Annotated in this window: 27 protein-coding genes and 2 pseudogenes; 17 read left to right on the top strand and 12 right to left on the bottom strand. The window is 58.6% G+C overall.

Features of this window, described 5'->3' with window-relative positions:
* Window positions 1-32 precede the first annotated feature (32 nt).
* Window positions 33-797: an SDR family NAD(P)-dependent oxidoreductase gene (locus KUIN1_RS04960; protein ID WP_024652569.1), complete on the bottom strand. Its 765-nt coding sequence runs from the start codon at window positions 795-797 to the stop codon at window positions 33-35.
* Window positions 798-1,023: 226 nt separating this feature from the next.
* Here KUIN1_RS04960 and KUIN1_RS28240 point away from each other — a divergent pair, with 226 nt between their 5' ends.
* The 11 genes and pseudogenes from KUIN1_RS28240 (at window position 1,024) to vapC (ending at window position 10,114) form a co-directional block, all read left to right on the top strand.
* Entirely contained in the window at window positions 1,024-1,155 is a 132-nt protein-coding gene (locus KUIN1_RS28240; protein ID WP_258041299.1) for a hypothetical protein, read from the top strand.
* A 141-nt stretch (window positions 1,156-1,296) separates the two neighbouring features.
* The gene (locus KUIN1_RS04950) at window positions 1,297-2,565 is read left to right on the top strand and encodes an OprD family porin (protein WP_024652568.1); all 1,269 of its coding nucleotides are present in this window, start codon (window positions 1,297-1,299) and stop codon (window positions 2,563-2,565) included.
* 179 nt (window positions 2,566-2,744) lie between these two features.
* On the top strand, window positions 2,745-3,572 hold the full coding sequence (locus KUIN1_RS04945) for an NAD-dependent epimerase/dehydratase family protein (protein WP_103754093.1): 828 nt from the start codon (window positions 2,745-2,747) through the stop codon (window positions 3,570-3,572).
* A 42-nt stretch (window positions 3,573-3,614) separates the two neighbouring features.
* Complete coding sequence (locus KUIN1_RS04940) at window positions 3,615-4,499, top strand: glucurono-1,5-lactonase (protein WP_024643183.1); 885 nt, start codon at window positions 3,615-3,617, stop codon at window positions 4,497-4,499.
* A 57-nt stretch (window positions 4,500-4,556) separates the two neighbouring features.
* Entirely contained in the window at window positions 4,557-5,582 is a 1,026-nt protein-coding gene (locus KUIN1_RS04935) for a TRAP transporter substrate-binding protein (RefSeq protein WP_103378278.1), read from the top strand.
* Window positions 5,583-5,644: 62 nt separating this feature from the next.
* Window positions 5,645-6,172, top strand: coding sequence for a TRAP transporter small permease (locus KUIN1_RS04930; RefSeq protein ID WP_003404809.1), 528 nt, complete (start codon window positions 5,645-5,647; stop codon window positions 6,170-6,172).
* Window positions 6,173-7,453, top strand: a complete 1,281-nt coding sequence (locus KUIN1_RS04925; RefSeq protein WP_003404808.1) for a TRAP transporter large permease — start codon at window positions 6,173-6,175, stop codon at window positions 7,451-7,453.
* 84 nt (window positions 7,454-7,537) lie between these two features.
* On the top strand, window positions 7,538-8,509 hold the full coding sequence (locus KUIN1_RS04920; protein ID WP_096126468.1) for an EamA family transporter: 972 nt from the start codon (window positions 7,538-7,540) through the stop codon (window positions 8,507-8,509).
* The gene (locus KUIN1_RS04915; RefSeq protein ID WP_152091859.1) at window positions 8,484-9,365 is read left to right on the top strand and encodes an aldose 1-epimerase; all 882 of its coding nucleotides are present in this window, start codon (window positions 8,484-8,486) and stop codon (window positions 9,363-9,365) included. The genes KUIN1_RS04920 and KUIN1_RS04915 overlap by 26 nt, the downstream gene beginning before the upstream one ends.
* Window positions 9,366-9,480: 115 nt before the next feature.
* On the top strand, window positions 9,481-9,711 hold the full coding sequence (vapB, locus tag KUIN1_RS04910) for a type II toxin-antitoxin system VapB family antitoxin (RefSeq protein WP_011266698.1): 231 nt from the start codon (window positions 9,481-9,483) through the stop codon (window positions 9,709-9,711).
* A pseudogene (vapC, locus tag KUIN1_RS04905) lies at window positions 9,711-10,114 on the top strand (type II toxin-antitoxin system tRNA(fMet)-specific endonuclease VapC). Before vapB ends, vapC begins: the two are co-directional and overlap by 1 nt.
* 187 nt (window positions 10,115-10,301) lie before the next feature.
* Here the strand turns inward: vapC and KUIN1_RS04900 are convergent.
* A complete protein-coding gene (locus tag KUIN1_RS04900; protein WP_011266696.1) occupies window positions 10,302-10,877 on the bottom strand; it encodes a hypothetical protein in 576 nt (191 codons plus the stop codon).
* On the opposite strand from KUIN1_RS04900, the gene KUIN1_RS04895 reads away from it, so the two are divergent.
* The 3 genes from KUIN1_RS04895 to KUIN1_RS04885 all read left to right on the top strand — a co-directional run bounded on the left by KUIN1_RS04895 (window position 10,876) and on the right by KUIN1_RS04885 (window position 12,474).
* The gene (locus KUIN1_RS04895) at window positions 10,876-11,064 is read left to right on the top strand and encodes a hypothetical protein (protein WP_024652563.1); all 189 of its coding nucleotides are present in this window, start codon (window positions 10,876-10,878) and stop codon (window positions 11,062-11,064) included. The two genes, KUIN1_RS04900 and KUIN1_RS04895, sit on opposite strands and share 2 nt — an antisense overlap.
* A 235-nt stretch (window positions 11,065-11,299) precedes the next feature.
* Entirely contained in the window at window positions 11,300-11,812 is a 513-nt protein-coding gene (locus KUIN1_RS04890) for a sigma-70 family RNA polymerase sigma factor (protein ID WP_003345995.1), read from the top strand.
* The gene (locus tag KUIN1_RS04885; protein WP_011266695.1) at window positions 11,812-12,474 is read left to right on the top strand and encodes a ChrR family anti-sigma-E factor; all 663 of its coding nucleotides are present in this window, start codon (window positions 11,812-11,814) and stop codon (window positions 12,472-12,474) included. The genes KUIN1_RS04890 and KUIN1_RS04885 overlap by 1 nt, the downstream gene beginning before the upstream one ends.
* A gap of 47 nt (window positions 12,475-12,521) precedes the next feature.
* On the opposite strand, the gene KUIN1_RS04880 is transcribed toward KUIN1_RS04885, so the two are convergent.
* From KUIN1_RS04880 to KUIN1_RS04860, 5 genes are all read right to left on the bottom strand, one after another.
* Complete coding sequence (locus tag KUIN1_RS04880; protein ID WP_011266694.1) at window positions 12,522-12,869, bottom strand: type II toxin-antitoxin system ChpB family toxin; 348 nt, start codon at window positions 12,867-12,869, stop codon at window positions 12,522-12,524.
* Window positions 12,866-13,120, bottom strand: a complete 255-nt coding sequence (locus tag KUIN1_RS04875; RefSeq protein WP_003404793.1) for an AbrB/MazE/SpoVT family DNA-binding domain-containing protein — start codon at window positions 13,118-13,120, stop codon at window positions 12,866-12,868. Before KUIN1_RS04875 ends, KUIN1_RS04880 begins: the two co-directional genes overlap by 4 nt.
* Before the next feature lie 147 nt (window positions 13,121-13,267).
* Entirely contained in the window at window positions 13,268-14,524 is a 1,257-nt protein-coding gene (aroA, locus tag KUIN1_RS04870) for a 3-phosphoshikimate 1-carboxyvinyltransferase (protein ID WP_011266693.1), read from the bottom strand.
* 96 nt (window positions 14,525-14,620) lie between these two features.
* A complete protein-coding gene (locus tag KUIN1_RS04865) occupies window positions 14,621-15,103 on the bottom strand; it encodes a PAS domain-containing protein (protein WP_003404789.1) in 483 nt (160 codons plus the stop codon).
* Between the two features lie 3 nt (window positions 15,104-15,106).
* Window positions 15,107-16,111: a response regulator gene (locus KUIN1_RS04860; RefSeq protein WP_011266692.1), complete on the bottom strand. Its 1,005-nt coding sequence runs from the start codon at window positions 16,109-16,111 to the stop codon at window positions 15,107-15,109.
* A 265-nt stretch (window positions 16,112-16,376) separates the two neighbouring features.
* On the opposite strand from KUIN1_RS04860, the gene parS reads away from it, so the two are divergent.
* From parS to KUIN1_RS04845, 3 genes are all read left to right on the top strand, one after another.
* Window positions 16,377-16,826 carry a type II RES/Xre toxin-antitoxin system antitoxin gene (gene parS, locus KUIN1_RS04855; protein ID WP_011266691.1) on the top strand — a complete coding sequence of 150 codons (450 nt, stop codon included), beginning with the start codon at window positions 16,377-16,379 and terminating at the stop codon, window positions 16,824-16,826.
* Complete coding sequence (locus KUIN1_RS04850) at window positions 16,823-17,284, top strand: RES family NAD+ phosphorylase (RefSeq protein WP_152091858.1); 462 nt, start codon at window positions 16,823-16,825, stop codon at window positions 17,282-17,284. The genes parS and KUIN1_RS04850 overlap by 4 nt, the downstream gene beginning before the upstream one ends.
* Before the next feature lie 303 nt (window positions 17,285-17,587).
* Window positions 17,588-19,624: an S-type pyocin domain-containing protein gene (locus tag KUIN1_RS04845; RefSeq protein ID WP_152091857.1), complete on the top strand. Its 2,037-nt coding sequence runs from the start codon at window positions 17,588-17,590 to the stop codon at window positions 19,622-19,624.
* A 363-nt stretch (window positions 19,625-19,987) separates the two neighbouring features.
* On the opposite strand, the pseudogene KUIN1_RS04835 reads toward KUIN1_RS04845, so the two are convergent.
* The 5 genes and pseudogenes from KUIN1_RS04835 to KUIN1_RS04815 all read right to left on the bottom strand — a co-directional run.
* Window positions 19,988-20,480: pseudogene (locus tag KUIN1_RS04835) on the bottom strand (alginate O-acetyltransferase AlgX-related protein); the annotation flags it as partial.
* 91 nt (window positions 20,481-20,571) lie between these two features.
* Entirely contained in the window at window positions 20,572-21,783 is a 1,212-nt protein-coding gene (gene mltA / locus KUIN1_RS04830) for a murein transglycosylase A (protein WP_011266687.1), read from the bottom strand.
* Window positions 21,784-22,033: 250 nt separating this feature from the next.
* Window positions 22,034-22,519 (bottom strand): GNAT family N-acetyltransferase, encoded by a 486-nt coding sequence (locus KUIN1_RS04825; RefSeq protein WP_011266686.1) that lies wholly within the window; start codon window positions 22,517-22,519, stop codon window positions 22,034-22,036.
* 54 nt (window positions 22,520-22,573) lie between these two features.
* Window positions 22,574-23,815 (bottom strand): phospholipase D-like domain-containing protein, encoded by a 1,242-nt coding sequence (locus KUIN1_RS04820; protein WP_011266685.1) that lies wholly within the window; start codon window positions 23,813-23,815, stop codon window positions 22,574-22,576.
* Window positions 23,816-23,879: 64 nt separating this feature from the next.
* Window positions 23,880-24,530: a MotA/TolQ/ExbB proton channel family protein gene (locus KUIN1_RS04815; protein ID WP_003404753.1), complete on the bottom strand. Its 651-nt coding sequence runs from the start codon at window positions 24,528-24,530 to the stop codon at window positions 23,880-23,882.
* Window positions 24,531-24,548: the final 18 nt, after the last annotated feature.

The raw sequence follows: 24,548 nt of genomic DNA, 5'->3' as shown, positions 1-24,548 counted from the left end.
ACCGGGCTTGATTGTTTCTGCACCCGTGACAATCAGGCCTGCGGCGGCTGCCCGTTGGACGCCGACAGGCCACCGTCTACCGGCAGGTTGACGCCGGTCACGAAGCGCGCGTCATCGCTGGCCAAAAAGGCAATCACGTCGCCGACGTCTTCGGCTTCACCCGGGCGCCCCAATGGGATGCGCTCCATGAATTTGGCCATCAACGCTTTGTCGTCGAGCATGTCTTCGGTCAGCTCGCTGCGGGTCAGTGAGGGGCAAACGGCATTCACACGCACGCCGTCAGCCCCATGATCCATGGCCAGCGAACGGGTGAAGTTGGTGATGGCACCCTTGGCCGCGTTATAGAAGCTCATGCCCCAGTCGCCGCCCAGACCGGACACCGACGAGACATTGATGATGTTGCCTTTGCTGGCGATCAGTGCCGGCATGGCGGTGCGGGTGCAATAGAACACGCCGTCCAGGTCCACGGACATCAGCTGTTTCCAGTCCTCTATGCCCAGCTCGGTCACTTTGCCGGACTTGACGATGCCGGCATTGTTGACCAGCACATCCAGACGCCCGAAACGGGTCGCCACTTCCTTGAACAGCGCTTCCACGTCGCTCGGGTCGGCCACATCCGTGGCTCTGACCAAGTGCCCTTCGCCCTTCAGTTGCGCGGCCACCTTGGCCAGCTTGTCGTGATTGCGGCCGACCAGCACCACGCTCGCGCCTTCCTCGGCAAAACGTTTGGCGGTCGCTTCGCCGATTCCGGAACCGGCACCTGTGACGACGATGACTTTTTGGGTGAAACGATTCATTCGGCAGTCTCCAAAAAATGAACGGGATTATCGGGTGGACTGCACACCCGCCCGCAGCGTTCACTCGCATTTAATTTTGCTTTCAGGAGCGCGGTAAATGACCGGTGAATCGTTAAACCTCGACCATGGGTGCGTTGACAACGCGGCAACGGTCTGCAAATAATCCTCGTAGTTGTACGACAACCTATAACGCCAAAAATAAAAACAACACCGAGGCCTGTCCATCATGAACACTCACGCCGCGCCTGCCCGCTCGATCAGCAAGGGCTCAATCATCGAAGCCTGGATCGGTGATACCTCGTTGTTTACTGAACAATCTCACTACCAGACACCTTTCTCGATTCACACCATTCGCTAAACACAGCGAACGGTACTCGGCCGTCTGCAGGTCGAGGCCATGCCTGGCGACAGGCATCACGTAATCCTCGAAGGTGTCGGCCGCCGCTTGCGCGCGGCCAGGAAAGGGGAAGGTTTCACTAAACAAGGGAGCACAACAATAATGACATCTCACACTACCCGCTCACGCATCCTGCTGGGCGTCGGCGGCATGACGCTGATTTTCCCGATGCTCGGCATGGCCGAGGGTTTCGTCGACGACACCAAGGCCACGCTCAACCTGCGTAATGCCTACTTCAACCGTAATTTCACCAATCCTGCGTACCCCAGCAGCGCCGCGCCGCAGGGCAAGGCCGAGGAATGGACACAAAGCTTCATTCTCGACGCCAAGTCGGGCTTCACCCAGGGCGTAGTGGGCTTCGGGGTTGACGTGCTGGGCCTGTACTCGGTCAAGCTCGATGGCGGCAAGGGTACGGGCGGTACTCAGTTGCTGCCGATCCACAGCGACGGCCGGCCGGCCGATGATTTCGGGCGCCTGGGCGTGGCAGGCAAGGCGCGGTTTTCCAAGACCGAACTGAAGGTCGGTGAATGGATGCCAGTGCTGCCGATCCTGCGCTCCGATGACGGTCGCTCCTTGCCGCAGACGTTTCGCGGTGGTCAGGTCACGTCCAAGGAGATCGACGGCCTGACCCTGTATGGCGGGCAATTCCGCGGCAACAGCCCGCGCAACGACGCGAGCATGGAAGACATGTCGCTGAACGGGCGAGGCGCATTCACTTCGGACCGCTTCAACTTCGGCGGCGGCGAGTATGTCTTCAACGACAAGCGTACTCAGGTAGGCGTCTGGTACTCGGAACTGCAGGACATCTACCAGCAGCAATTCTTCAACCTGCTGCACAGCCAGCCGCTCGGCGACTGGACCCTGGGCGCGAATCTGGGTTACTTCACCGGCAAGGAAGACGGCAACAAACTGGCCGGCGACCTGGATAACAAGACGGCCTACGCGCTGCTCTCGGCCCGCTATGGCGGCAGCACCTTCTATGTCGGCCTGCAGAAGCTGACGGGCGACACCGCGTGGATGCGTGTCAACGGCACCAGTGGCGGTACGCTGGCCAACGACAGTTACAACTCCAGCTACGACAACGCCAAAGAGAAATCCTGGCAACTGCGCCATGACTACAACTTCGCGACGCTGGGCGTCCCAGGCCTGACCCTGATGAACCGCTACATCAGCGGCGACAATGTGCACACCGGCAACATCACCGACGGCAAGGAATGGGGCCGGGAATCCGAACTGGCCTATACCGTACAAAGCGGTGCGCTGAAGAACCTGAACGTCAAATGGCGCAACTCGAGCCTGCGTCGCGATTTCAGCACCAACGAATTCGACGAGAATCGCGTGTTCGTCAGCTACCCTATTTCGTTGCTGTGAAAGCGGTGGCAGAGCCTGTCGGCGACGGCAGGTTTTGCCTTGTTACAAATGTATCCGGCCAAGGGCGTGCCCAGCCCGTTTTTAGACCTTGGCCGCGTTGACAATCAGCGTATGCGGTGCCGATAATCCGGCAAGTCATACGACAACAGATGACAAAAATAACAATCGGGACTTCTCTCATGGCATCGGCTCATACCACTCAAATTCCCTTCAATCGCCTCCTGCTGACCGGCGCGGCAGGCGGCCTGGGCAAGGTATTGCGCGAAACACTGCGCCCTTACGCAAACGTGCTGCGGCTTTCCGACATTGCCGAGATGGCACCCGCTGTCGACGACCGTGAAGAAGTTCAGGTCTGCGATCTGGCCAACAAGGATGCCGTACACCAACTGGTCGAAGGCGTCGATGCGATCGTGCATTTCGGCGGTGTGTCGGTCGAGCGACCGTTCGAGGAGATCCTCGGCGCCAATATCTGCGGCGTGTTCCACATCTACGAAGCGGCCCGCCGGCACGGCGTGAAACGCTTGATCTTCGCCAGTTCCAACCACGTGATCGGTTTCTACAAGCAGACCGAGACCATCGACGCGCACTCCCCTCGCCGCCCGGACAGTTACTATGGGCTGTCCAAGTCCTACGGCGAAGACATGGCCAGCTTCTACTTCGATCGCTACGGCATCGAAACCGTGAGCATCCGCATCGGCTCCTCGTTTGCCGAACCGCAAAACCGCCGAATGATGAGCACCTGGCTGAGCTTTGGCGACCTGACCCAGTTGATCGAACGCTCGCTGTACACGCCAGACGTGGGCCACACCGTGGTCTACGGCGTTTCGGACAACAAGACCGTGTGGTGGGACAACCGCCTGGCCAGCAAACTGGATTACACCCCGAAGGACAGCTCGGAAGTGTTCCGCGAGAAGGTCGACGCCCAGCCGCTGCCGGCAGCCGATGACCCGGCAATGCTCTACCAGGGCGGTGCCTTTGTCGCTTCAGGACCGTTCGGCGACCAATAAGCAGCGCCTTCCTCTCGCAGCACTCTGGAGACACCAACCGCCATGGATGCCGAACTGATTGTCGATGCACAGAACGCTACCGGCGAAAGCCCGGTCTGGAGCGTGCGTGATCAAGCGCTGTACTGGGTGGATATTCCCAAGGGCGAGCTGCATCGCTGGGACTTCAATCAGGACAGCACGCGCAGCTGGAAAGCGCCGCAAATGCTGGCCTGTATCGCCGCCGACAGCCGGGGTGGCTGGGTGGCGGGGATGGAGAACGGAATCTTTCATTTGCAGCCCTGCGAAGACGGCAGCCTGATCAGCACGCTTCTGGCCGGCGTCGAACACGCGCAGGCAGGCATGCGCTTCAATGACGGCCGCTGCGACCGACAGGGTCGGTTCTGGGCGGGCACCATGTTCATGGACATGGCCGCCGGTGCGAGGGTGGGTGCGTTGTATCGCTACAGTGCCGGCCAGAAGACACTGGACGCACAGCTTAAGGATTTCATCGTCCCCAATGGCCTGGCGTTCAGCCCCGACGGCAAGGTCATGTACCTGTCTGACTCGCACCCCAGCGTGCAGCAGATCTGGGCGTTCGATTACGACACCGACAGCGGCACGCCACACAATCGCCGTCTGTTCGTCGACATGAACCATCACCTGGGTCGCCCAGACGGCGCGGCGATCGACGCCGACGGCTGCTACTGGATCTGTGGCAATGACGCAGGCCTGGTCCACCGCTTCACTCCCTCCGGCAAACTCGACCGCTCGCTGGTCGTGCCGGTGAAAAAGCCAGCCATGTGTGCCTTTGGCGGCCCCAACCTGGACACCCTGTTCGTGACGTCCATTCGCCCGGGTGGCGATATTGGCGATCAGCCACTGGCCGGTGGTGTGTTCGCCCTGCGACCTGGCGTCAAAGGCCTGGAGGAACCCACGTTTCAGGGCTGACAGCGCCCTACCGAAAATCCCGTAGCTCGACCAAAAATAACAAAATCGGAGATATCCATGGATTTCAAACGCACGCTTCTCATCGCAGCACTTCCGCTGGCCTTCTGTGTGTCAGGCATGGCCCAGGCAGACGTCAAAATCAAATTCGCCGAGGTTCACCCTGCTGGTTATGCGCCGGTCGTGGCAGAGCAGAACATGGGCAAGAAACTCGAAGAACAGTCCAAGGGCGAGATCAGTTTCAAGATGTACGCAGGCGGTGTGCTCGGCTCCGAGAAGGAGGTCGTCGAGCAGGTCCAGAGTGGCGCCGTGCAGATGACCCGCGTCAGCCTCGGCATCGTTGGCCCGGTAGTGCCGGACGTTAACGTCTTCAACTTGCCGTTCGTGTTCCGTGATCAGGCGCATATGCGCACCATCATCGATGGCCAGATCGGTCAGGAAATCCTCGACAAGATCAGCAACTCCGAATTCAACATGGTCGCCCTGGCGTGGATGGATGGCGGCACCCGCAACCTGTACACCAAGAAGCCGGTACGCCAGATCTCCGACCTCAAAGGCATGAAAATCCGCGTTCAGGGCAACCCGGTGTTCATCGAAACCATTAACGACATGGGCGGTAACGGCATCGCCATGGCCACCGGCGAGATCTTCAGCGCCCTGCAGACCGGCGTCATCGACGGTGCGGAAAACAACCCGCCGACGTATTTCCAGCATAACCACTACCAGAACGCCAAGTTCTTCACCATGACCGAACACCTGATCCTGCCCGAGCCCATCGTGATGTCGAAAACCACGTGGGAAAAGCTCAACCCCGAGCAGCAGGCACTGGTGAAAAAGCTCGCACGTGAAGCGCAGATGGAAGAACGCGTGCTGTGGGACAAGTCGTCAGCCGATGCCGAGACCAAGCTCAAGGCTGCTGGCGTGGAGTTCATCACGCTGACGCCCGAGCAGAAGAAAGCCTTCTACGACGCGACCCAGCCGGTACGCGACAAATACGGTGCGAAATATAAGGGTCTGATCGACCGCATCGGAGCGGTCCAGACCGATCCGGCACTGGCGGCGAGCAACCCCCAAGCGGCCCAATAAGCCTGTCCGATTACGCAGCGGGAACGAGCACCAGCTCGTTCGCCGCCGCAGTGGTGAGCCTTATGAAAAATACGCTATTGCGCATCAACGACACGCTTTATCGGGTCTGCATCGGCATTGCCGGTCTGTCGGTGTTGATCATGACCCTGATCATTCCCTGGGGCATCTTTGCCCGCTACATCCTCGGCAGCGGCTCCAGCTGGCCGGAACCCACCGCCATCCTGCTGATGGTGGTGTTTACCTTCTTTGGCGCTGCCGCCAGCTACCGGGCCGGTGCGCACATGGCTGTGTCGATGGCCGTGGACCGCATGCCGCAGCAGGTGCGCAGAGTCGCCAGCGTAGTGGTGCAGATTCTGATGGCGATCGTCGCCCTGTTCATGATCTTCAAGGGCTTCAAGCTGTGCGCCACCACCTGGAATCAATTCGTCGGCGAACTGCCGTTTCTGCGCGTCGGCATCTCTTATCTGCCGATCCCCATTGGCGGCCTCGTGACGCTGGTATTCGTCCTGGAAAGACTGTTTCTGGGTGACCAGAGTCATCGCGCAGTGATGCGCTTCGACGTCATTGAAGAAAGCGAAGGTGCCGCATAAATGGACGCTTTTATACTGTTGGGCAGCTTTATCGCGTTGATCCTGATCGGCATGCCGGTGGCCTACGCACTGGGCCTTTCAGCCCTGATCGGCGCCTGGTGGATCGACATCCCGGCCGATGCGCTGATGATCCAGATTGCGGGCGGGGTCAACAAATTCTCGCTGTTGGCGATTCCGTTCTTCGTGCTGGCCGGCGCGATCATGGCCGAAGGCGGCATGTCGCGACGTCTGGTCGCGTTTGCTGCGGTGCTGGTGGGCTTCGTGCGTGGCGGGCTGTCGCTGGTCAATATCGTGGCTTCGACTTTCTTCGGCGCGATCTCGGGTTCCTCGGTGGCCGACACGGCCTCGGTGGGCTCGGTGCTGATCCCGGAGATGGAACGCAACGGCTACCCTCGCGACTTCTCGACGGCAGTGACCGTCAGCGGCTCGGTGCAGGCACTGCTGACTCCGCCCAGCCACAACTCGGTGCTCTATTCGCTGGCGGCAGGCGGCACGGTGTCGATCGCGTCGCTGTTCATGGCCGGGATCCTCCCGGGCCTGCTGCTCAGCGCGGTGATGATGGGCCTGTGCATGATCTTCGCGCGCAAGCGCAATTACCCCAAGGGTGAAGTAGTGCCGCTGCGTCAGGCGCTGAAAATCGCCGGTGAAGCGCTCTGGGGGATGATGGCCATGGTCATTATTCTCGGCGGCATTCTGTCGGGGATTTTCACGGCCACCGAGTCGGCGGCGATTGCCGTGCTCTGGGCGTTCTTTGTCACCATGTTCATCTACCGCGATTACAAATGGCGCGATCTGCCCAAACTGATGCACCGGGCCGCACGCACCATTTCCATCGTGATGATTCTGATCGGTTTTGCCGCCAGCTTCGGTTACATCCTGACGCTGATGGAAATCCCGATGAAGATCACCACAGCGTTCCTGACCCTGTCGGACAACCGCTACGTGATCCTGATGTGCATCAACGTGATGTTGCTGCTGCTCGGTACGGTCATGGACATGGCGCCGCTGATTCTGATCCTGACCCCGATTCTGTTGCCGGTCATCGTCGGTGTCGGTATCGATCCGGTGCACTTCGGCATGATCATGCTGGTCAATCTGGGGATCGGGCTGATTACCCCGCCGGTGGGCGCGGTGCTGTTCGTCGGTGCTGCCGTGGGCAAGGTCACCATCGAAGCCACGGTAAAAGCACTGGTGCCGTTCTATGTCGCGCTTTTCCTGGTGCTGATGCTGGTGACCTACATTCCTGCCATCTCGTTGTGGCTGCCGAGCGTCGTGCTCTGACGTCTCCAGCTGCAAGGCTGCCGGAGCGCTTGAAAGCGCTCCGGCATGCACCTCTGTTGTCCAGCCAAGGAGGCTGGTTTGCGTATGTCTGCCCCTGCCCTGTTTCCGCGACACATTGCCGTGCTGATCCTGGCCCTGCTGGCCTGTTCGTTTGCCGGCAACCACATCGCGGCGCGCATTGCCTTCGATCATGACACCGGCCTGCTGCTGGCCATCCTTTGTCGCTCCGGCGTCACCTTGCTGGTGCTGGTCAGCCTGGTGCTCTGGCAGCGTGAAAGGCTCAGTCTGCCCGCCAGCACCTGGCGCTGGCAGCTGCTTCTGGGGTTGCTGATCGCCACTCAGAGCTTTTGCATCTACTCGGCGGTGGCACGTATTCCGGTGGCCCTGGCCTTGCTGGTGGTCAATGTCTCGCCGATCCTGCTGGCGTTGCTGACCTGGGCATTGGGGGGAGCCAGGCCGACACGGCGCGCAGCAGGCCTGATGGGCTTGATCCTGTTTGGCCTGACGCTGGCGCTGGACGTGCCACAGCGCCTGTCGAACCCCGGCAGCAGCGAGCCGCAATGGCTGGAGGGCGTCGCCTACGCGTCGACCGCTGCGGTGGTGTTCGCCTTTGCGCTGTGGATTACCGATAACAAACTGGCGGGCATGCGCGGCAGCGTGCGCAGCATGCTGACCATGGCCGTGGTGTTCGTCGTCGCGGCCATCGCCGGCAGCAGCGGCGTGCTGCCCGGCGGCGTGGGTCTGCCGACGAGTTCTGTCGGCTGGAGCGCACTGGCCAGTCTGGTGGTTTTGTACGGGCTGGGCTTTTCGCTGCTGTTCATCTGCATGGCGCGTCTGGACATCGCCCGCAACGCGCCAGTGATGAATATCGAGCCGGTGGCCAGCCTGCTGTTTGGCTGGCTGATTCTCGATCAATTGCTCAGCAGCGGTCAGGTGGTCGGCGGGCTGATCGTGGTCAGCGGCATCGTGCTGCTGACCTGGCGTCGCGCCCGGTCGCCTGACCCTCAATCATCCAGAAAGGCTTTGAAGCATGTCCACGAGCGTACTGACCCTTGAAGATGGCCTGACCCGCCTGACACTCGCCCCCGACATCGGCGGCAGTATCGTCAACTGGAGCGTCCTGGCCAGCGGGCAACCTCTGCTGCGCCCCAGCGACGAACAGGCTTTGGCGGCCGGGACGCCCCGTCGGCTGGCCTGCTACCCGCTGGCACCGTGGTCGAACCGGATCGGCAACGGCGGTTTCGAGACACCAGACGGCTGGCTGGCCCTGGAACCAAACAGCGCCAACGACCCGCTGCCGATTCATGGCAGTGCGTGGCAGCAGCCATGGACGGTCATCGAGCAGGCGCCTCGGCAGATCTGCCTGCAACTCGACAGCCAGACACCCTTCGCCTACAGCGCGCAACTGCGCTACACCCTGCACGAGGGCACGCTGAGCATTGGACTGAGCACCACCCATCAGGACAGCCGCGCCATCTGGCACGGGCTGGGCCTGCACCCGTACTTACCGCGCACCGCCCATACTCGTTTGCAGGCCAAGGCTGCGCAGGTTTGGCTATGCGACGAAGCCGGTTTGCCCCGCGCCTTGCAGGACCTGCCCGCCGAGTGGGACTTCCGGCACGGCAACGCGCTGCCCGACACACGGCTGGACAACGGTTTCACCGGCTGGGATGGCCAGAGCATCATCAGCCAGCCGGACCTGGGCTACGAATTGCACTGCCAGGCCACCGGCAGCGAATACTTTCTGGTGTTCTGCCCGTCGGGGCTGGATTTCTTCTGTTTCGAGCCGGTCAGCCACCCGGTCAATGCCCATCATTTGCCGGGGCATCCTGGGTTGAAGCTCTTGCGGCAGGGAGAGTCAGTGACGCTGGAGTTCAGTCTTCGTTACAAGGACCTGAAGCGGGGGTTATGAATAAGTGTCCTGGTGACTCATTTCAAGTTACAGAACGAGTCGGGATATTCCGTTGACATATCCCAAAAAAACATATTCTTATTCATCCGAAACATCAGCCAAGGATGAATCACTCATGGAACAATCCACAGTCTTCAAAAGCAATCGAAGCCAGGCTGTCCGACTGCCAAAAGCGGTGGCCTTGCCCGACGACGTGAAACGTGTCGATGTTATAGCCGTGGGCAGAACCCGCATTATTTCCCCCGCCGGTGAAATGTGGAACAGCTGGTTCGATGGTGAAAGTGTCAGTGATGATTTCATGGCAGAGCGCGGACAACCAGCCGAACAGCAGCGCGAATCGCTCTGATGCTCAAGTACATGCTTGACACCAACATTTGCATTTTCACTATAAAGAACAAGCCAGCTTCGGTGCGTGAAGCCTTCAACCTCCATCACGGACAGCTACGTATCAGCGCGATCACATTGATGGAGCTTGTCTACGGCGCAGAAAAGTCTTTGAGCCCGAAAGAAACCTTGCCGTTGTAGAGGGTTTCACAGCGCGTCTTGAAGTGCTCCCTTACGACAGCGACGCGGCGGCTCATACCGGCATGATCAGAGCCGAACTGGCTAGATCGGGCACACCGATCGGCCCGTACGATCAAATGATTGCAGGACACGCCCGCTCTCTAGGCTTGGTTGTCATCACTAACAACCAGCGTGAATTCCAGCGCGTCGAGGGGCTGAGGGTAGAAGACTGGGTAAGCCAATGACCTCAACACGATAACTGCAACGCCTCTTATGTTTTGAGCCCGTCAGCCACCCGGTGAACGCCCATCATCTGTCGAGGCATCCGGGATTGAGCCTTTTTAAGGCATGGGGGGGTAGATGAGGTTGGGGGTCGGCCTGCAAGACAAGAGTTTGTAGCAGGCCTTATGCGTGCGAGCCTGGCGTCTGTCATTACGGGGTAATGACCAGCGTTGAAAGGCCGCTGACACCGGTGACACCGGTCGTAGTGCCGCAGCTGTTATTCAACGCGGCCTGAAAATTAACAAGCTCAAATGTACTCAACGCAGTGGCGTCCTTGAAACGGCCATCTGTAATTGTCCCGACACCCAGAACGGCTGTAATCAGACCGTTCACAGTATTGAAACTCGTATTGAACGTGTAAGTGCTGGTCACCCCATCGCTCCAGGTGATGATCCATACCACATTGGACGTTTGCAGCAGTAAAGACTGACAGGATAAAGGGGCCTGAAAACTTTGTATGGACGAAGCGCTGACTACCAGGGGAAATGAAGGTAAAACACACGGTCCCCAATTGCTTGTCGTCACCACGTCGGTAGTCTTGGCGGTATTGGTCACTCCTGGCGACCACGTTGCGGTGTGAGTTCCTACCGGACAAGTCGCCAGGTTTGCAACCTCAGCCTGTGATCGCTCTGGCGCGAAAAAAAGCCCCGTGCAAACGATGACCAATAACAATAGGCTGGCGAGTCGGACCTGCGAGAATGAAGCGTGCGTGACATGAGTACCCATGATTGTCTCCCTGACGTTGATGGTCTCCAAAAGTCAGATTAAGCAAAAAGCATTTTTCACTCTACTGTCAGAAATGACAGCTAATGGTCGCAAGGCCCGTTCTACTGGGCTGATCGTTGCCACCCACAACCTGCGAGAATTTCAGCGCACTGATGGTCTTCGCCTGGATGACCGAGCAACTCGCTAAACACACCTTCCAAGTCCAAGGATTCTTGCACCTGAACGGATGCGCCGCTCGTCACATCCTATGATCCACCCCCCACCCCGTTACGTAACACCTCTGCATCGCGAACCAAACCCACACAATGGTGATCAGAAGGTGGATCATGCGCATAACTGCCAGTCTCAGGACCTTCTGTCACTTGTCCCCCTCTCACAGCGAATCGACAATCACCCGACTTTGGATCGATGAAGTCACCGCCGTGGCCCGCCAGAGGGACCGCGACAGCTTCATGCGCATTTACGATCACTTCGCTCCGCGCCTGTTGCGCTACCTCACCGGGCTGAATGTGCCAGAAGGTCAGGCCGAAGAGTTGGTGCAGGAAGTGCTGCTCAAACTGTGGCACAAGGCCGACTCGTTCGACCCGGCCAAGGCCAGCCTGGGGACATGGTTGTTTCGCATCGCACGCAATCTTTACATCGACAGCGTGCGCAAGGACCGTGGCTGGGTGCAGGTGCAGAACTCGCTGGAACAACTCGAGCGTCTGGAGGCTCCGGTAGATCGAACACTCGATTACAGCCAGCGCCAGGAGCAACAACTCAACATCGCCATCCAGAACCTGCCCGCCGATCAGGCCCGAGTGTTGCGAATGTCGTATTTCGAAGCGCTCAGCCACCGGGAGATTTCCGAACGCTTGGGTATGCCGCTTGGCACAGTGAAGTCCTGCCTGCGCCTTGCGTTTCAAAAATTGCGCTCGCGGATAGAGGAATCATGATGGGCCCACAACATCATCCGGACGACGCCACGCTGGTCAGCTATGCCGCAGGAGCGCTGTCGCAGGTCATCTCGTTAGTCACTGCCGCGCACCTGGAGCGCTGCGCCGAGTGCCGGGCGCGGCTCAGGCAGGCCGAGGCCATTGGCGGTGTGTTGATGCAGCAGCACACCAGCAGTGTGGTGCCACTCAAGGGCCGATCGGCCATGCTCGCGCGGCTTGACGAGCAGCAAGCGGGGCTCGTACCCGCTATGCATTCGATGCCGGCGGCCAATCAGGACCCGGACCTGATGCCGGTCTGCATGCAGGCGCATTTTGGTCGACACCTGAGCACATTAAAGTGGAAGACCCTGATCCCCGGCGTAAAACGTGTACGCGCTGAAGGCATCGAACAGGGCAACCTGATGCTGCTGAAAATCGCCCCCGGCGTGAGCATGCCGGTGCACAGCCACGAAAGCGGCGAGATGACCATGGTCCTCAAGGGCGCGTATTACGACGTACAGGGAGAGTTCGGACTCAACGATGTGGCCGATCTGGACAGCCATATCCATCACCAGCCCATTGCCTACCCTGACCGGGAATGCATTTGCGTGCTGGCCACTGAATCGAAGCTGCGTTTTCAGGGGCTGCTGGCGCGGATGATGCAGCCGTTTTTCGGGATTTGAAAAACGGCTGCGAGCAGATTGAGGAGCCAGGCAACTAGCAGAACCTGCTATTCAAAAAGGGCTTGAACGCGAGCCAGCACATCGTCGATTATCATCTCGGGAACTGACTCAACACGCTTTGCGCCACGAGCCTCAAGGTCAACGGTTCGAATCTGGTTGCAAAGAACGACACCCTGCGTTTCGGTACCTGAACCGCTTAAAGGCACCGCGAAACCGGCATACCGAGCGAAGTCGCCGCCCTGCGTGATGGGTACAATAATTACAAGGCCCGATGCGTTATAAGCCGCAGGCGTCAGAATCAACGCTGGACGAAAATCGCCCTGTTGTTCACGGCCTGCGGTTGGATTCAGGTTCAGTCGCACAATATCCGACCGGTTGAATTTAACCCGTTTCAAACCTCACGTCCAATTGGCTGCATGGCGTTCCATTCGGCCAATTCTGTGGGTTCAGGCGCGCTCAAATCACATTTTGCCATCAAGTCAGCCAATCGATAATGCAACTTTGCTTTAGCGGGTTTGAGCGTGATGACTTCTGCAGACGCATCAAGTGTAAGGACATCGCCGCTAGACAGGCTCATCTGCTTTAGCACGTTTGCGGGCAAACGAATTGCAGCGCTATTGCCCCATTGCTGAATTTTCACTTCCATAAAGACACCTCATAACGTAGCAATACTGTAGATACCTCACACGAGGCATGCAACCCCAACGTATAAACATAGTATCTACAACCGTAGACTGCCAGCTAAAGATGTCTCGAAATCCTACAGGCTTCCCGAGCCGATAAACCTGATCTATCAGCGCTGAACACTCACACCCAGAGAAGCCAGCGCATCCCAGTACCCCGGGTAGGTCTTGGCGACGCAATCAGGGTCGAGAATGCGGATGCCGGCAATCTTCAGGCCCGCCAGTGCAAAGCACATGGCGATCCGATGGTCGGAGTGGGTATCGATCAAGGCATCGACCGTAGTGCCTGCCAGCGTCGGGTTGGCGGTAACGATCAGATCGTCACCCTCTTCGACCGCCAGGCCGGGTGCGATGGCGCACAGGCCGTTGGACAGTGCCGAGATGCGGTCGCACTCCTTGACCCGCAGGTTGGCGATGCCGACAAAGCGCACCGGTTGACGATTGAACGCGGCCAGTACGGCCAGCGTGGGAATCGCGTCCTGCATCTGCGAGCCGTCGATCACGGCCGGCATGTTCGGGAAGCTGGCGATGATCTGACTGGCCAGTGCATCAGGCTGAGTGAACGCGTTGCTGGCCACGCCCAGGTCGATAGCGCCCTCGGTCAGGGCCTGCGCAGCCCAAAGGTAGGTGGCCGCCGAGGCATCCGGTTCGATGTGGAAATCCGTAGCGCGATAACCGGTAGCCGAGACTTTCCAGGCGGCGTCGCCGATGGCCTGAACCTCGGCACCGAACGCCCGCATGGCCGCCAGCGTGAGGTCGAGGTAACCACGCGCGCCGATCTCGCTGCCTGTCAGGGCAACTTCCACAGGCCCCTTGCCACAGGCACCGGCCATCAGCAGTGCCGACACATACTGGCTGGACAGATTGCCGTCGATTTCGATACGACCGGCCTCAAGACCGCCCTTGCCCTTGATGGCCACCGGCGGGCAACCACTGGGTGCGCTGACCTCCACGCCCATGCGCTGCAAGGCATCGACCAACGGGCCGATCGGGCGCTTGCGCATGTATTCGTCGCCATCCACCACGAAGTCGCCTTCGAAGTTGGCCAGTGCCGCGGTCAGAAAGCGTGTCGCAGTCCCGGCATTGCCGAGGAACAGCGCCTGTTGCGGCGCCTGCCAGTGCCCGCTGCTGGTGACCACGAAGGTGCTGTCATCCGGCTCGTCGACCTGCACGCCCATCAGACGCAAGGCTTCGGACATCACGCGCGTGTCATCACTCTTCAGCGCGCCGGTCAGGCGGCTGGTGCCTTTGGCCAGCCCGGCCAGCAACAATGCACGGTTGGTGATCGACTTGGAGCCCGGCGGGCTGACACGCCCGACCAACGGGCGCTCGACAGGCAAAACAGTGAGGGTGGCTTGAGGTCGCATGATGTCCCTGAGCGTCAGCGGAAAAATCGCGATCCTAGCACGAGCGGGATCAAGCCCGCAGTGCCGGTTTCATTCATCGCCAAGCCCGGGCGCGGGTCAGCTTTTCACTGAGCCCGACAGTTGCTGCAGCTTGTCGTTGGCCGCCAGCAACTGATTGCGGTTGGCCGCGACGTCGGTGACGTCATAGATCACCAGACACACATGGCTGATCGCACCGGTGGTCGACCGCAGCGGGAACAGTGTGGTGTTCTGATACATGAACTCCTCCTGCCCGGTAATCGGTTGGTAATTCTTGAAACGCACCAGATACGGCCGCTGCTCCCAGATGGTGAACGCCGGCGTGCCGAGGGTCACGACGTTATCGATTTTCTTGCTGAACCACTTCGCGTTGACCTCCGGGAAAATCTCGAAAAAAGTCTTGTCGATGGCCACATAGGGCACCACACCCGAGCGGTTTTCCATGAAGGTATTCCAGACCGTCACGCGGTAGTTCAGGTCCAGCACCACGATGCCTACGTCAATGTTCTGCGTGACGGCCAGCAACCAATGAAGCTCGTTGATTTCAATAGCGTTGCTCATGGGTCAGCTCATCATGTAGGCGAGTTTTTTGGTAAGCAGCTCGACCGAATCTTCGGTGAACAGCATCAGCAGATCGAAATGCAGATTGTGGCCTTCCACGCTGTAACTGATTTCGACCGCCAGGGTCTTTTTCCAGCGTTGCTGATTGATGCGGATAAGCTCGTCGATGCCGCCCTGTGCACCCAGCAACTGTGGATGGCCCTGCGAAAAGGCGATGTCGATCTGTTCGGCAATCCCGCTCAGGCAGGCACCGATCAGGATCGTGGACAGGTCAAGGAGCATCTCCATGTCGGAACTGTCGGAGTGATCGCCGCCCATCAGCTGCGAGATACCGGAAATTTCCGAGTCGTGGAAAATCAGCAGCGCCTCGCCTGCAATACCGCCACCGATGTAGCCCTGACACACCGCAGTCAGGCGCTGATCGCTGTGCGCATCGGCCAGCGCCATGTGCAGCTCACCAACTTCAAGCATGTTGACGTTGGGCACCGGCAACTGCACAAAGACACCCAGTACCTTGGCCAGCAACGCCGCTGCACGGCCCATGGCTACGTTGACGGTTTCGCGGAACGCATCCTGAAAGCTGATCACCCCGCCCTTGTTGTTGAGGGCCGGCAGTGCAACCGGTGACGCCGCAGGCTTGCCCAGCAGGCCCAGGCGCTCCAGCGTGCTTTTCAGTTCGTCCGGGTCGGCAGGTTTTTTCAGAAACGCCAGCGCGCCCAACTCCATGACCCGACGCACGGCTTCGTCCTGCACGTCGCCCGACACCACAATCACCTTGGCGTCGAGGTTTTCGTCACGAATCGCCGTCAGCGTCTGGTAACCGTCCATCACCGGCATGGTCAGGTCGAGCAGGACCACCTGGCCCTGACCTTTACGAATCGCTTCCAGGCCTTCCTGCCCCTGGGTGGCCAGCGTGACCGACACATCCCAGTCTTCAGGTAGCGCGCGCAACAGCTGCTTTCGCGCCATGTTCGAGTCATCGCATATCAATAGCGCAAGCGTGGACATCGTGTGGTTCTCACTGCAGGAAAATCAGGCTGACCACGGCGGACAGCACGTATACGTTTGACGGCACCATCGGAAGCGACTGACTTCGAGCCTATAACGCGAGATCAGCAACATTCAAACTAAACCTATAGCTTAAGTCGGTGATTTTTGGAGTTTCTGTAGTTTTATTCGCTATCCGTTGCTGTAAATCACTGTCGCGACGTCTGAAACGTGCCTATTATCAATTGATAGATTTAATAGCAATCACTCGATAGACAGGTGTGCCATGTCTCTGCCCATACGCGACTATCATCCAGCCCTGCCCCGGCAGGACGATTTCTGGCAACACTTGGGCATTCCCGCACGAGGCGCGCGGCTGTACTCGGCGCTGCATGACGGCTTGCCGTATGAAGTCTTCGAACGTCTGGCGCATTACACCGACCTGAACCGCTCGACCCTGGCCGAACATCTGGGCATCGCTCCGGCGACCTTGCAGCGACGTCTCAAGGTGCGCCGCTTCAATGCCGAGGAAAGCGATCGGCTGTTCCGCCTGGCAGCGGTGTACAAGGCGGCGCTGGACCTGTTCGAAAACGACGCCGAAGCGACTCGTCTGTGGCTGGCCAACCCGGTCTACGGGCTGGGTACTCGCAGGCCGCTGGAAATGCTCGCGACCTCGGCGGAGGCTCAGGCAGTGCTCGACCTGATCGGCCGCCTGGAGCACGGGGTCGTGGCGTGATAGCGGTCTATCGACTGGTCAAGCGCAAATGGCTGGCGCAGGCCTTCGACGGCGAAGGCGCCAAGCTCTATGGCGGACGCTGGAACAGCAAAGGCAACGCCTGCGTGTACTGCGCGGGCAGCGAGTCACTGGCCCTGCTGGAAGTGCTGGTACACCTGAACAACGCCACTGTGGCTCAGCATTACACGATGCTTGAACTGCAGATTGCCGAGGAGCACATCCTCAATGCACGCCCGGACACCCTGCCCCGCGACTGGCGCGAAGAGCCTGCACCACCGGCAACCGCCTCGTTCGGCGACGACTGGCTGTCCTCCGCTCAGAGCCTGGCACTGGCAGTGCCCAGCGTGATCATCCCGCGCGAGTCCAACTACCTGCTCAACGTCCAGCACCCGGAGTTCAGGGCGGTTGTGGCGACGGCCAAAGAGCTGGATTTTGTGGTTGATCCGCGTTTGGGGTGAACTGGCTGAACGGTTAGCTCGATTATGGGGGGCTCTTGCTGTCCCATGGGTTCAAAGCAACGTACGCCGCGACCAATGCATTCAGCACCAGAAGTAACGCCTTAACACTGCGATGGATTACAAAACCGGCAACACTACGTGCGGCCGCTGACCAGTCCTACACCAGCATGCGTTTCAATTGCGTGCCTGAAAGCCTGAACAAAAAAACAACTACCTATACCTATGTACCGCACTTCGTGACTATTAATACTACCTAATATCAAGGAGATATTATTGGGCGATTTAAACCTTAAGGATAAGCACATGCCGCAAAACGTCATTACTCTTCCACCCACAATCGTAACACCTGGCCAGCCGTTGCCCAGGCCATTAGGCCCGCTGTCAGGAGCCGGAGTAATCGCCAGACCGCTGCGATGGGACGGCACTATTCCTGCAAACCATGAGCTGGATGCATTCTTCAGTAAAAGGGGTATAAGAAACGAGCAGTACACGATATCCATTATCGTGACGGCCTCTTCAACACAGCAAAACATCCATCAGTCTTACATAGACTTTTTGCCCCTCCTTCCGGCTGACGTTGACGCGGAAATTTCTGCCGGCGTAGGAGATTACCCCTTCTCTGAGTTAGAAAAGTCTACGATTGAAAAAAACGTGGTGGACAGCCTGATTTCACAGCGCGCTGCTGAGTTAGCCAAGAGTAACGAAGGCGCTCATGCTTTCTTTGGCAGGCATGTATTGGCGGTAGATATTAAAAAAAACGCTGTGGATTTTTTAAATATCTTTCAAACAAGAAGAGACTTGGGCTCTCCCCTTGACGTTTATAAAAGCTGGGAAGCCTCAGTCACAGCAGCCTACAGAGCAAAAATTCTTGAAGAGAAAATCAGGATGCTCACAGAGAGGTCGGTATCACTAAGCCATACTATTGCTGCAGCGCAGGCCAGGGAGGACGCACGTATCGCGGCAGAAGCCGAGTCGACGAGGCTTGCCGTTGAAGCTGCAGAGCACGCTCGACTTGCTGCCGAAACCGCTGAACAAGCCCGAGTTGCAGTGGAGGCTGAAGCCAAGCGAGTAGCGGATGAGCAGGCTCTTCTTGCTGCCGAAGCAGAAGCTCGCCGAGTAGCTGCCGAAGCGGCTGAACAAGCTCGTATGGAGGCAGAGACGCAGGCCCAGCGTGACGCTGACGAGCACGCGCGCGTGACGGCAGAAGCTCAAGCGCTAGAAGCGGGCAAGACGCTCAGGCTCCCGGAAGCGGGTACACCGCAGTTGGGTGCAGTTGCAGGAGTCATTTCCGTTACAGCAGGATCCGGTCTCTTTCTGGACGCTACCATTCAAGCCGCTATCGAAATATTAACGGCTCTCGCAGGCACGGCTGTCAGCTCTACCACAGCCGTAGGCATCGGCACGTTGCTGTACTCCCCTTCGCTTGGCAATGGAGAGTTACCGGAAAGAATGCTGGACCTTCCGGCCAGGGTTCTGATGCCTGATCTGCCCGACGCCTTGAATGACGTGGCGGCAACGGGTGGAACGGTCGATATGCCCTATAGAATTTACGGCGATCAGTCGAAGTATTCAGTCGTGGCAACACAAGCCGAAGGCGGATTTTCTCCCAAGGTGCCTGTGAGGGCTCTGATACTGGACCCAGTGGCCAACGCCTACACCTTTACCACTTCGGACACCCCGCCCATCACCTTGACGTTTCCAATCGCAGCACCTGGAAACAGCTCAACGACGACGGTGGCGCAACCAGTCGAAATTCCGGCGTACGCTGGAATTACACTGGAACCTATCGAGGTGAAAGCCGAGCCTTTACCCGCCACCGGCCAGATGGACATTCGGGACGCCATTTACGTTTATCCTTTAAATTCGGGTTTGCCTCCGGTCTATGCCGTGTTCAACAGCCCCTATGAAGGGGCAACAACCAAAGGAGAGCATAGCGGTCGAATGTACGATCCTGAAAAAGCGGGCGGCCCCACCCAAAACCTTGACTGGACAACCGCCTCAGTCACTCAGGACGGCATTGATCTCGTTAAGCTGCACACAGGCCGATTCGGCTCATCAGATGCAAATACTATAATGATTGATCGTCTGGAAAAAATTTTGCGCGGCGAGTTAGCCGTGACGGATACTGATAAAAGATTTTACACCCACGAGCTCAGGGAATTAGAACGTTACAGGGCACTGGGGGTGGCTGATGGCGTGCAAGGTAACGTATGGAATAACGCTCATACGGCAGCCCTTGAGGATTATAGAATTAACGAAAATCGTGATTTTCTTTACACCGAAGCGGCTCAATCGGCTGGTGACAAACAAGATCATGCTGACGCATTGAGAGGCCAATGAAATGACCCACATCAGAGACATTATCATTAACGAAACCGTGGCAGATGTATTGGCAGTCCTGGCTCTAACTACGTCCCAACCACGGATAGACAGACTGTACACCACTTATAAATTTGAGGCGCTTCAGTCCGGTGAGCTTTGGGGAACTTACACCCGACTTTTCCGTGAGGGCATTCTGGCTTTAGATGCAAATGGTCGCACGTCTAAAGGACCCAACTGGAAGGAGCCCGCTTTCATCGCCGAAAAAAAATATTCTTTTGAATAAAAGTTACACTATTTAAAGAACGCCCGGCTTCAGCCGGGCGTTCCTCCATCTGAGACTTGATAATCGTAACCCTGTCTCGAACAGGGTATGCCCGAGCTTTATTTTACAGGTACATCTAACTTGTCGACCCTCCCATAAATGGTCTGCAGATCCCACTCGGGAATTTCCCATATAAGCAGTTTGGGCGGCGTCTGGCGGAAGGCCGGGTTGTCAAAGTAAAGGTTGGCAACGTTGCCAAGAGCTCGCCGCAGTCCTTGGCAACGTTGCCAATCGGGGCGCCGAGTGCGCGCTGTAGAAACCCGACAAAACCCGAATTGCACGAGAACGACGTGCCGATCAGCGCGACGTTGGGCAGCTTGCTGTCTCCGTCGATTCATTGGCAAGCTCGGTGATCTGCGTGGCGGCCACGCTTTACGGCGCAGGTTGTAATGACGACGGCAACCAGTCGAGTCCGCCGGGGCACTCGGCAAAGGGTAACGTCTAAATCTGGAATTGACGCTGTGAAGTGGCCTGAATGCCGGCTTTTTTCACCTGCAAACCGATAGCTCTGGCGGCGCTGTTGGCAGCACTCTCGCCCCATTGCATTTCGCTATCTCAAGCGTATTTGGAAGGAAAACGGGGGCATGAAGAAGATAGCTACCTATCCATTGAGCAGGACGGTAGCTATCGAGGTGAAGGGATTTCAGTGACTGGCAGCAGCCGGGGTTGCTGCAGGAGCTGTTTCTGCGGACTGAGGCAACGGCATGCCTTTGGGCCACAACAGCCAGATATTGCCTTTCTGCTTCATGTCGCCAGCCAGCTTGCCCGCCTCATCGCCGGTCCCCCAGAACAGGTCGGCGCGTACTTCACCGGCAATCGCACCGCCCGTGTCCTGGGCAGCGACCGGACGCACCACGCTGCTGCCATCCGGCCGCGTCGTCGAGAGCCAGAGCAGACTGCCCAGCGGAATCACCTTGCGATCGATGGCCACGCTGTAGCCCGGGGTCAGCGGCACATTCAGCGAGCCGCGCGGGCCTTCGTTGCTGTCGGGGTTACGGGCGAAAAACACGTAGCTGGGATTGCTCGCCAGCAGCTCGCTGATCCGCTCCGGATGCGCCTTGGCCCAGGCCGCGATACTGCCCATGGTCACGTCCTCCTTCTTCAGCTGCCCCTGCTCTACCAGCCAGCGACCAATTGCGCGATAAGGACGACCGTTCTGATCGGCATAGCCCAGACGCAGCTGCGAGCCATCCTCCAGACTCACGCGCCCCGAGCCCTGAATCTGCAGGAATTGCAGATCCATCGGGTCGGTCAGCCAGGCAATCACCGGCGCGTTCAAGCCCTGCGTGCTGATCGTTGCAGCGTCGTCGTAAGGCTTAAGCACCCTCCCCTCAAGCCGACCGCGCAGACGCTTGCCTTTGAGCTCTGGGTAAATACTGTCCAGATTGACCACGATCAGATCGTCCGGAATGCCATACACCGGCACATTGGCCGTGGCGGTCTGCGTCAGGCTGCCCGGATAAACAGGCTCGTAGTAGCCGGTGATCAAACCATCGGCACTACCCCCGTCGGCGCGCAGGCTGTAGACCTGCAACTGCTCCTGCAAAAAGGTGCGAATCTGCGCAGCATCCGGCGCAGCCGCAAGACTCGCAGCCGCCGCACACGTCGGCCCCCACACTGCATCTGCTTTCAAACGAACACACGCGCTGCGCCACGAGGCAAAACCGGCCTGCAAATCCGCGTCGGACACCGCAGGCAGCGCGTCCCAGCCAGCCTGGCTATACGTGGTGTGCGGCGGCGCAGACGGCGTCACCGGCTTGTCAGATTTGTCGGACTTGTCACACGCGGTCAGCAACGCAGCCAGTGGCAAAACCAGCGCCAGGCCCCGCAACCATGGTTTGAAAGAGAGCATCATCAGTAGCACCAATCCTTTTACAGCCCACAGCAGGCTGGTGGGTAAAGGCTGTCATTGTGGCTGAAGCGGACAAAGGGGCCTAGGGTTTGTCTGAAAAGTCGGCCTGGAAAATGTGGATATGCCGCTTAAGAGAACGATGGAATCGAGCAAGTCAGCGCTCATGAGTGATACGCGTTGGGCCGGTGCTGCACGGCCCCGACTTCGTACCTGATAACAAGCAGGCTGCATTCCGAGGGTCTTTTAAAAGACTTCAGTAGACTGCTGCCATGCTGAAAGCGTCTATGTACTCGCCATCTCGATAGGCGAATTTCCTGTGCGTGCCCTCTATGACAAAGCCATTCTTTTCGTACAGTGCGATAGCAGGCTTGTTATCGACGAAAACAGTAAGCTCCAGGCGCTTTAAATTCATCCATCGAGAGGCAGTGGCGGTGAGCTCGCTCAATAACAAGTCACCAATGCCCTGACGATGATGACTGTCTGCAACCCCCATCCAGAAATCAGCTACGTGCTGCCTGCGCCCCTGAAAACGATAGAGCATGGCGCAGCCGACAACCATGCCATCGCACTCGGCAACGAGGGACAGCCCAGAAGCACTTCGACTTTCGACAAGCTTTTTTACGTCGTTGATTGACTGGTGCGGCATACGAAGCGTCCACCAACGGAATACCGGTTGTTCAAACATAACAGCCAGCGAAGACCAGTCACTGTCTGCCATGGCACGGACGATCAAGCTCATTTCAACCCCCTCACTAACACTGCCCTGCCCTTTCGGCTACCCATCTGCTTACTGTCAAGGCTTACCCGGATGCGGCTCCGGGTAGTCGCGATTGATGTCGATGGGCTTGGCGTACGGTCCATCCCAAAGCTGCTCGTGCAGTTGGCCGATGCGTTTGGCCATCGAGCCGTCGTGCATCACCACTTCCAGATTGCGCGAGTTGTCGAGGTAGCCGCCCAGCCAGTTGCTGGTGCCTACCCAGGCCACCTGATCATCAATATCCATGGTCTTGCTGTGGATCACGCGTGCATAGGGGATAAAACCCTGAGCCGCCATCGGCAATGTGACGATGCGCACCTGCACGTTGGGCACCAGGGCCAGACTCTTGAGGTAGGCGACTTCGGGCATGCCGGTGTTCCAGTCGGACACCATGAGTTTGATCGACACGCCGCGGGCGGCTGCGCTGCGCAGGGCATTATCGATGACCGCATAGTAAGGCCGGGTTTTGTCGGCCCCGTAGGACAGGGGCGCGTAGTCCAGCAACTGGACACGAACCTCGCTTTTGGCTTGCGCCAGCAAACGGGGCAGTTCGGCCTGGGAGTCGACGACCCCTGGCGGGTTATAGCGCTGCGGACTGGCGATCAGGTAGTTGCCGTTGGGCGATGTGCTATCGACCGGGCGCGGCACCGGAACCGGTTTGCCCTCGGTAATGGCAGCCTGGGCAAGCCAGTCCTGATCGAATATGGCCTGCGTCTGGCCCACGACGGTCGGCTCGTCAATGCGCAGGCCGGTTTCGTGGATGTGCTCCAGTGAGCGCCAATCGAAGTTCTGACTGCCGATGAACGCCTGTCGGCCATCCACGACCAAGAATTTGGCGTGAATGATGCCGCTGCCCGTGAGCTTTGCGTAGGGCAGTACGCGCAAGGTGAGGTTGGGGATCGCGCGCAGTCGCTCAAGGGTCTGCGGGTCGGAAAGTTTCAGGCCTTTTTCTTCCAGCAGAAACCGGATTTTCACTCCGCGCTGCCCGGCTGCCGTCAGGCTTTCAAGCACCTTGTCCATGACCGAGCCTGCGTGGTCTGCGACATAGAACTGTTCGATGTCGATACGCTCGCGAGCCCCGTCAAACAGCTCGCGCCAGACTTCGCCGGGTGCTCGCAGGTCAGGCGTCTGCAAGTCAGACCCGACCGGCACGGTATGTACCAGCTCGAAACCCGGGATGGCGAAGTCTGCTTGCGCGCACGAACTGCCCAGCAGTAACGCTGCGATCACGGCGCGGTAGCTCAGGGACAGTCGACGATATGAAGGGTAAAAGGGCATTGCGAGCCTCATCGCCAGACACAGACAAGATGGCGAATGCCAGAGGCACGCGCCGCTATTTGGATCAGGCCGTGCGGTATTTCGGTTGAGCCGAAACAGCCGGATGCTCGGCCTCGTCATGCACACGTGCGCCGCTGGAAGCACGGATCAGCAGGATCTTGAGTTGGTCGTTGATGCGTTCCAGGCTGTCCTGAAAGTAGTTGTGAAAGACCACGCAGAACAAGGCAATGGCAATACCCAGCCCGGTCGCGAACAGCGCTGTACCGATACCGGCGGAAATCTGCCCGGGATCGGAGACCCCGGCACTGGCCAGGGCCTTGAAGGTGTCGATGATGCCCAGAATCGTCCCTAACAAGCCCAACAGTGGCGCAGCGGTGGTGATGGTTTCGATCAGCCAGAGGCTACGGGCCAGCGGTGCGCGCGTGCTCAGGTACTGGGTTTCGATGACATCATCCAGATCTCTGCGCGAGCCCTGTGCATTTTTTTGCGCAAGCACCGGCAGGACCATTTCCAGTGGCAGGCTGGTCCGGCGCGTCAGCGTCTCCGGCAGGTCCTTTTCACTGTGTACCGAAGCACCGAGTGCCGTTTGCAGGGCCCGCGACTGGCGACGCACGTAAGCGAAGTAGATGCCTCGTTCAATCGCGACAAAGATTGCTATCGCGATGGCGGCGTACATCACATAGAAGGTGATGTCGTGAAGCTGATTCATGTCCATGGCACGGACCTCTGGTCA

This window comes from Pseudomonas sp. KUIN-1 (assembly GCF_009176725.1).
In the GTDB taxonomy this organism is placed as follows: Bacteria; Pseudomonadota; Gammaproteobacteria; order Pseudomonadales; family Pseudomonadaceae; genus Aquipseudomonas; species Aquipseudomonas fragariae.
This window is presented reverse-complemented; position numbering and strand designations above follow the sequence as displayed.

Coding starts and splice junctions, on each gene's coding strand:
- KUIN1_RS04930 (WP_003404809.1), top strand. CDS start 5,645: ATGAAAAATACGCTATTGCGCATCAACGACACGCTTTATCGGGTCTGC.
- KUIN1_RS28240 (WP_258041299.1), top strand. CDS start 1,024: ATGAACACTCACGCCGCGCCTGCCCGCTCGATCAGCAAGGGCTCAATC.
- KUIN1_RS04920 (WP_096126468.1), top strand. CDS start 7,538: ATGTCTGCCCCTGCCCTGTTTCCGCGACACATTGCCGTGCTGATCCTG.
- KUIN1_RS04945 (WP_103754093.1), top strand. CDS start 2,745: ATGGCATCGGCTCATACCACTCAAATTCCCTTCAATCGCCTCCTGCTG.
- KUIN1_RS04950 (WP_024652568.1), top strand. CDS start 1,297: ATGACATCTCACACTACCCGCTCACGCATCCTGCTGGGCGTCGGCGGC.
- vapB (WP_011266698.1), top strand. CDS start 9,481: ATGGAACAATCCACAGTCTTCAAAAGCAATCGAAGCCAGGCTGTCCGA.
- KUIN1_RS04815 (WP_003404753.1), bottom strand. CDS start 24,530: ATGGACATGAATCAGCTTCACGACATCACCTTCTATGTGATGTACGCC.
- KUIN1_RS04925 (WP_003404808.1), top strand. CDS start 6,173: ATGGACGCTTTTATACTGTTGGGCAGCTTTATCGCGTTGATCCTGATC.
- parS (WP_011266691.1), top strand. CDS start 16,377: ATGTCTCTGCCCATACGCGACTATCATCCAGCCCTGCCCCGGCAGGAC.
- KUIN1_RS04860 (WP_011266692.1), bottom strand. CDS start 16,111: ATGTCCACGCTTGCGCTATTGATATGCGATGACTCGAACATGGCGCGA.
- mltA (WP_011266687.1), bottom strand. CDS start 21,783: ATGATGCTCTCTTTCAAACCATGGTTGCGGGGCCTGGCGCTGGTTTTG.
- KUIN1_RS04960 (WP_024652569.1), bottom strand. CDS start 797: ATGAATCGTTTCACCCAAAAAGTCATCGTCGTCACAGGTGCCGGTTCC.
- KUIN1_RS04915 (WP_152091859.1), top strand. CDS start 8,484: ATGTCCACGAGCGTACTGACCCTTGAAGATGGCCTGACCCGCCTGACA.
- KUIN1_RS04900 (WP_011266696.1), bottom strand. CDS start 10,877: ATGGGTACTCATGTCACGCACGCTTCATTCTCGCAGGTCCGACTCGCC.
- KUIN1_RS04820 (WP_011266685.1), bottom strand. CDS start 23,815: ATGCCCTTTTACCCTTCATATCGTCGACTGTCCCTGAGCTACCGCGCC.
- KUIN1_RS04845 (WP_152091857.1), top strand. CDS start 17,588: ATGCCGCAAAACGTCATTACTCTTCCACCCACAATCGTAACACCTGGC.
- KUIN1_RS04935 (WP_103378278.1), top strand. CDS start 4,557: ATGGATTTCAAACGCACGCTTCTCATCGCAGCACTTCCGCTGGCCTTC.
- KUIN1_RS04940 (WP_024643183.1), top strand. CDS start 3,615: ATGGATGCCGAACTGATTGTCGATGCACAGAACGCTACCGGCGAAAGC.
- KUIN1_RS04885 (WP_011266695.1), top strand. CDS start 11,812: ATGGGCCCACAACATCATCCGGACGACGCCACGCTGGTCAGCTATGCC.
- KUIN1_RS04865 (WP_003404789.1), bottom strand. CDS start 15,103: ATGAGCAACGCTATTGAAATCAACGAGCTTCATTGGTTGCTGGCCGTC.
- KUIN1_RS04895 (WP_024652563.1), top strand. CDS start 10,876: ATGATTGTCTCCCTGACGTTGATGGTCTCCAAAAGTCAGATTAAGCAA.
- KUIN1_RS04875 (WP_003404793.1), bottom strand. CDS start 13,120: ATGGAAGTGAAAATTCAGCAATGGGGCAATAGCGCTGCAATTCGTTTG.
- aroA (WP_011266693.1), bottom strand. CDS start 14,524: ATGCGACCTCAAGCCACCCTCACTGTTTTGCCTGTCGAGCGCCCGTTG.
- KUIN1_RS04825 (WP_011266686.1), bottom strand. CDS start 22,519: ATGAGCTTGATCGTCCGTGCCATGGCAGACAGTGACTGGTCTTCGCTG.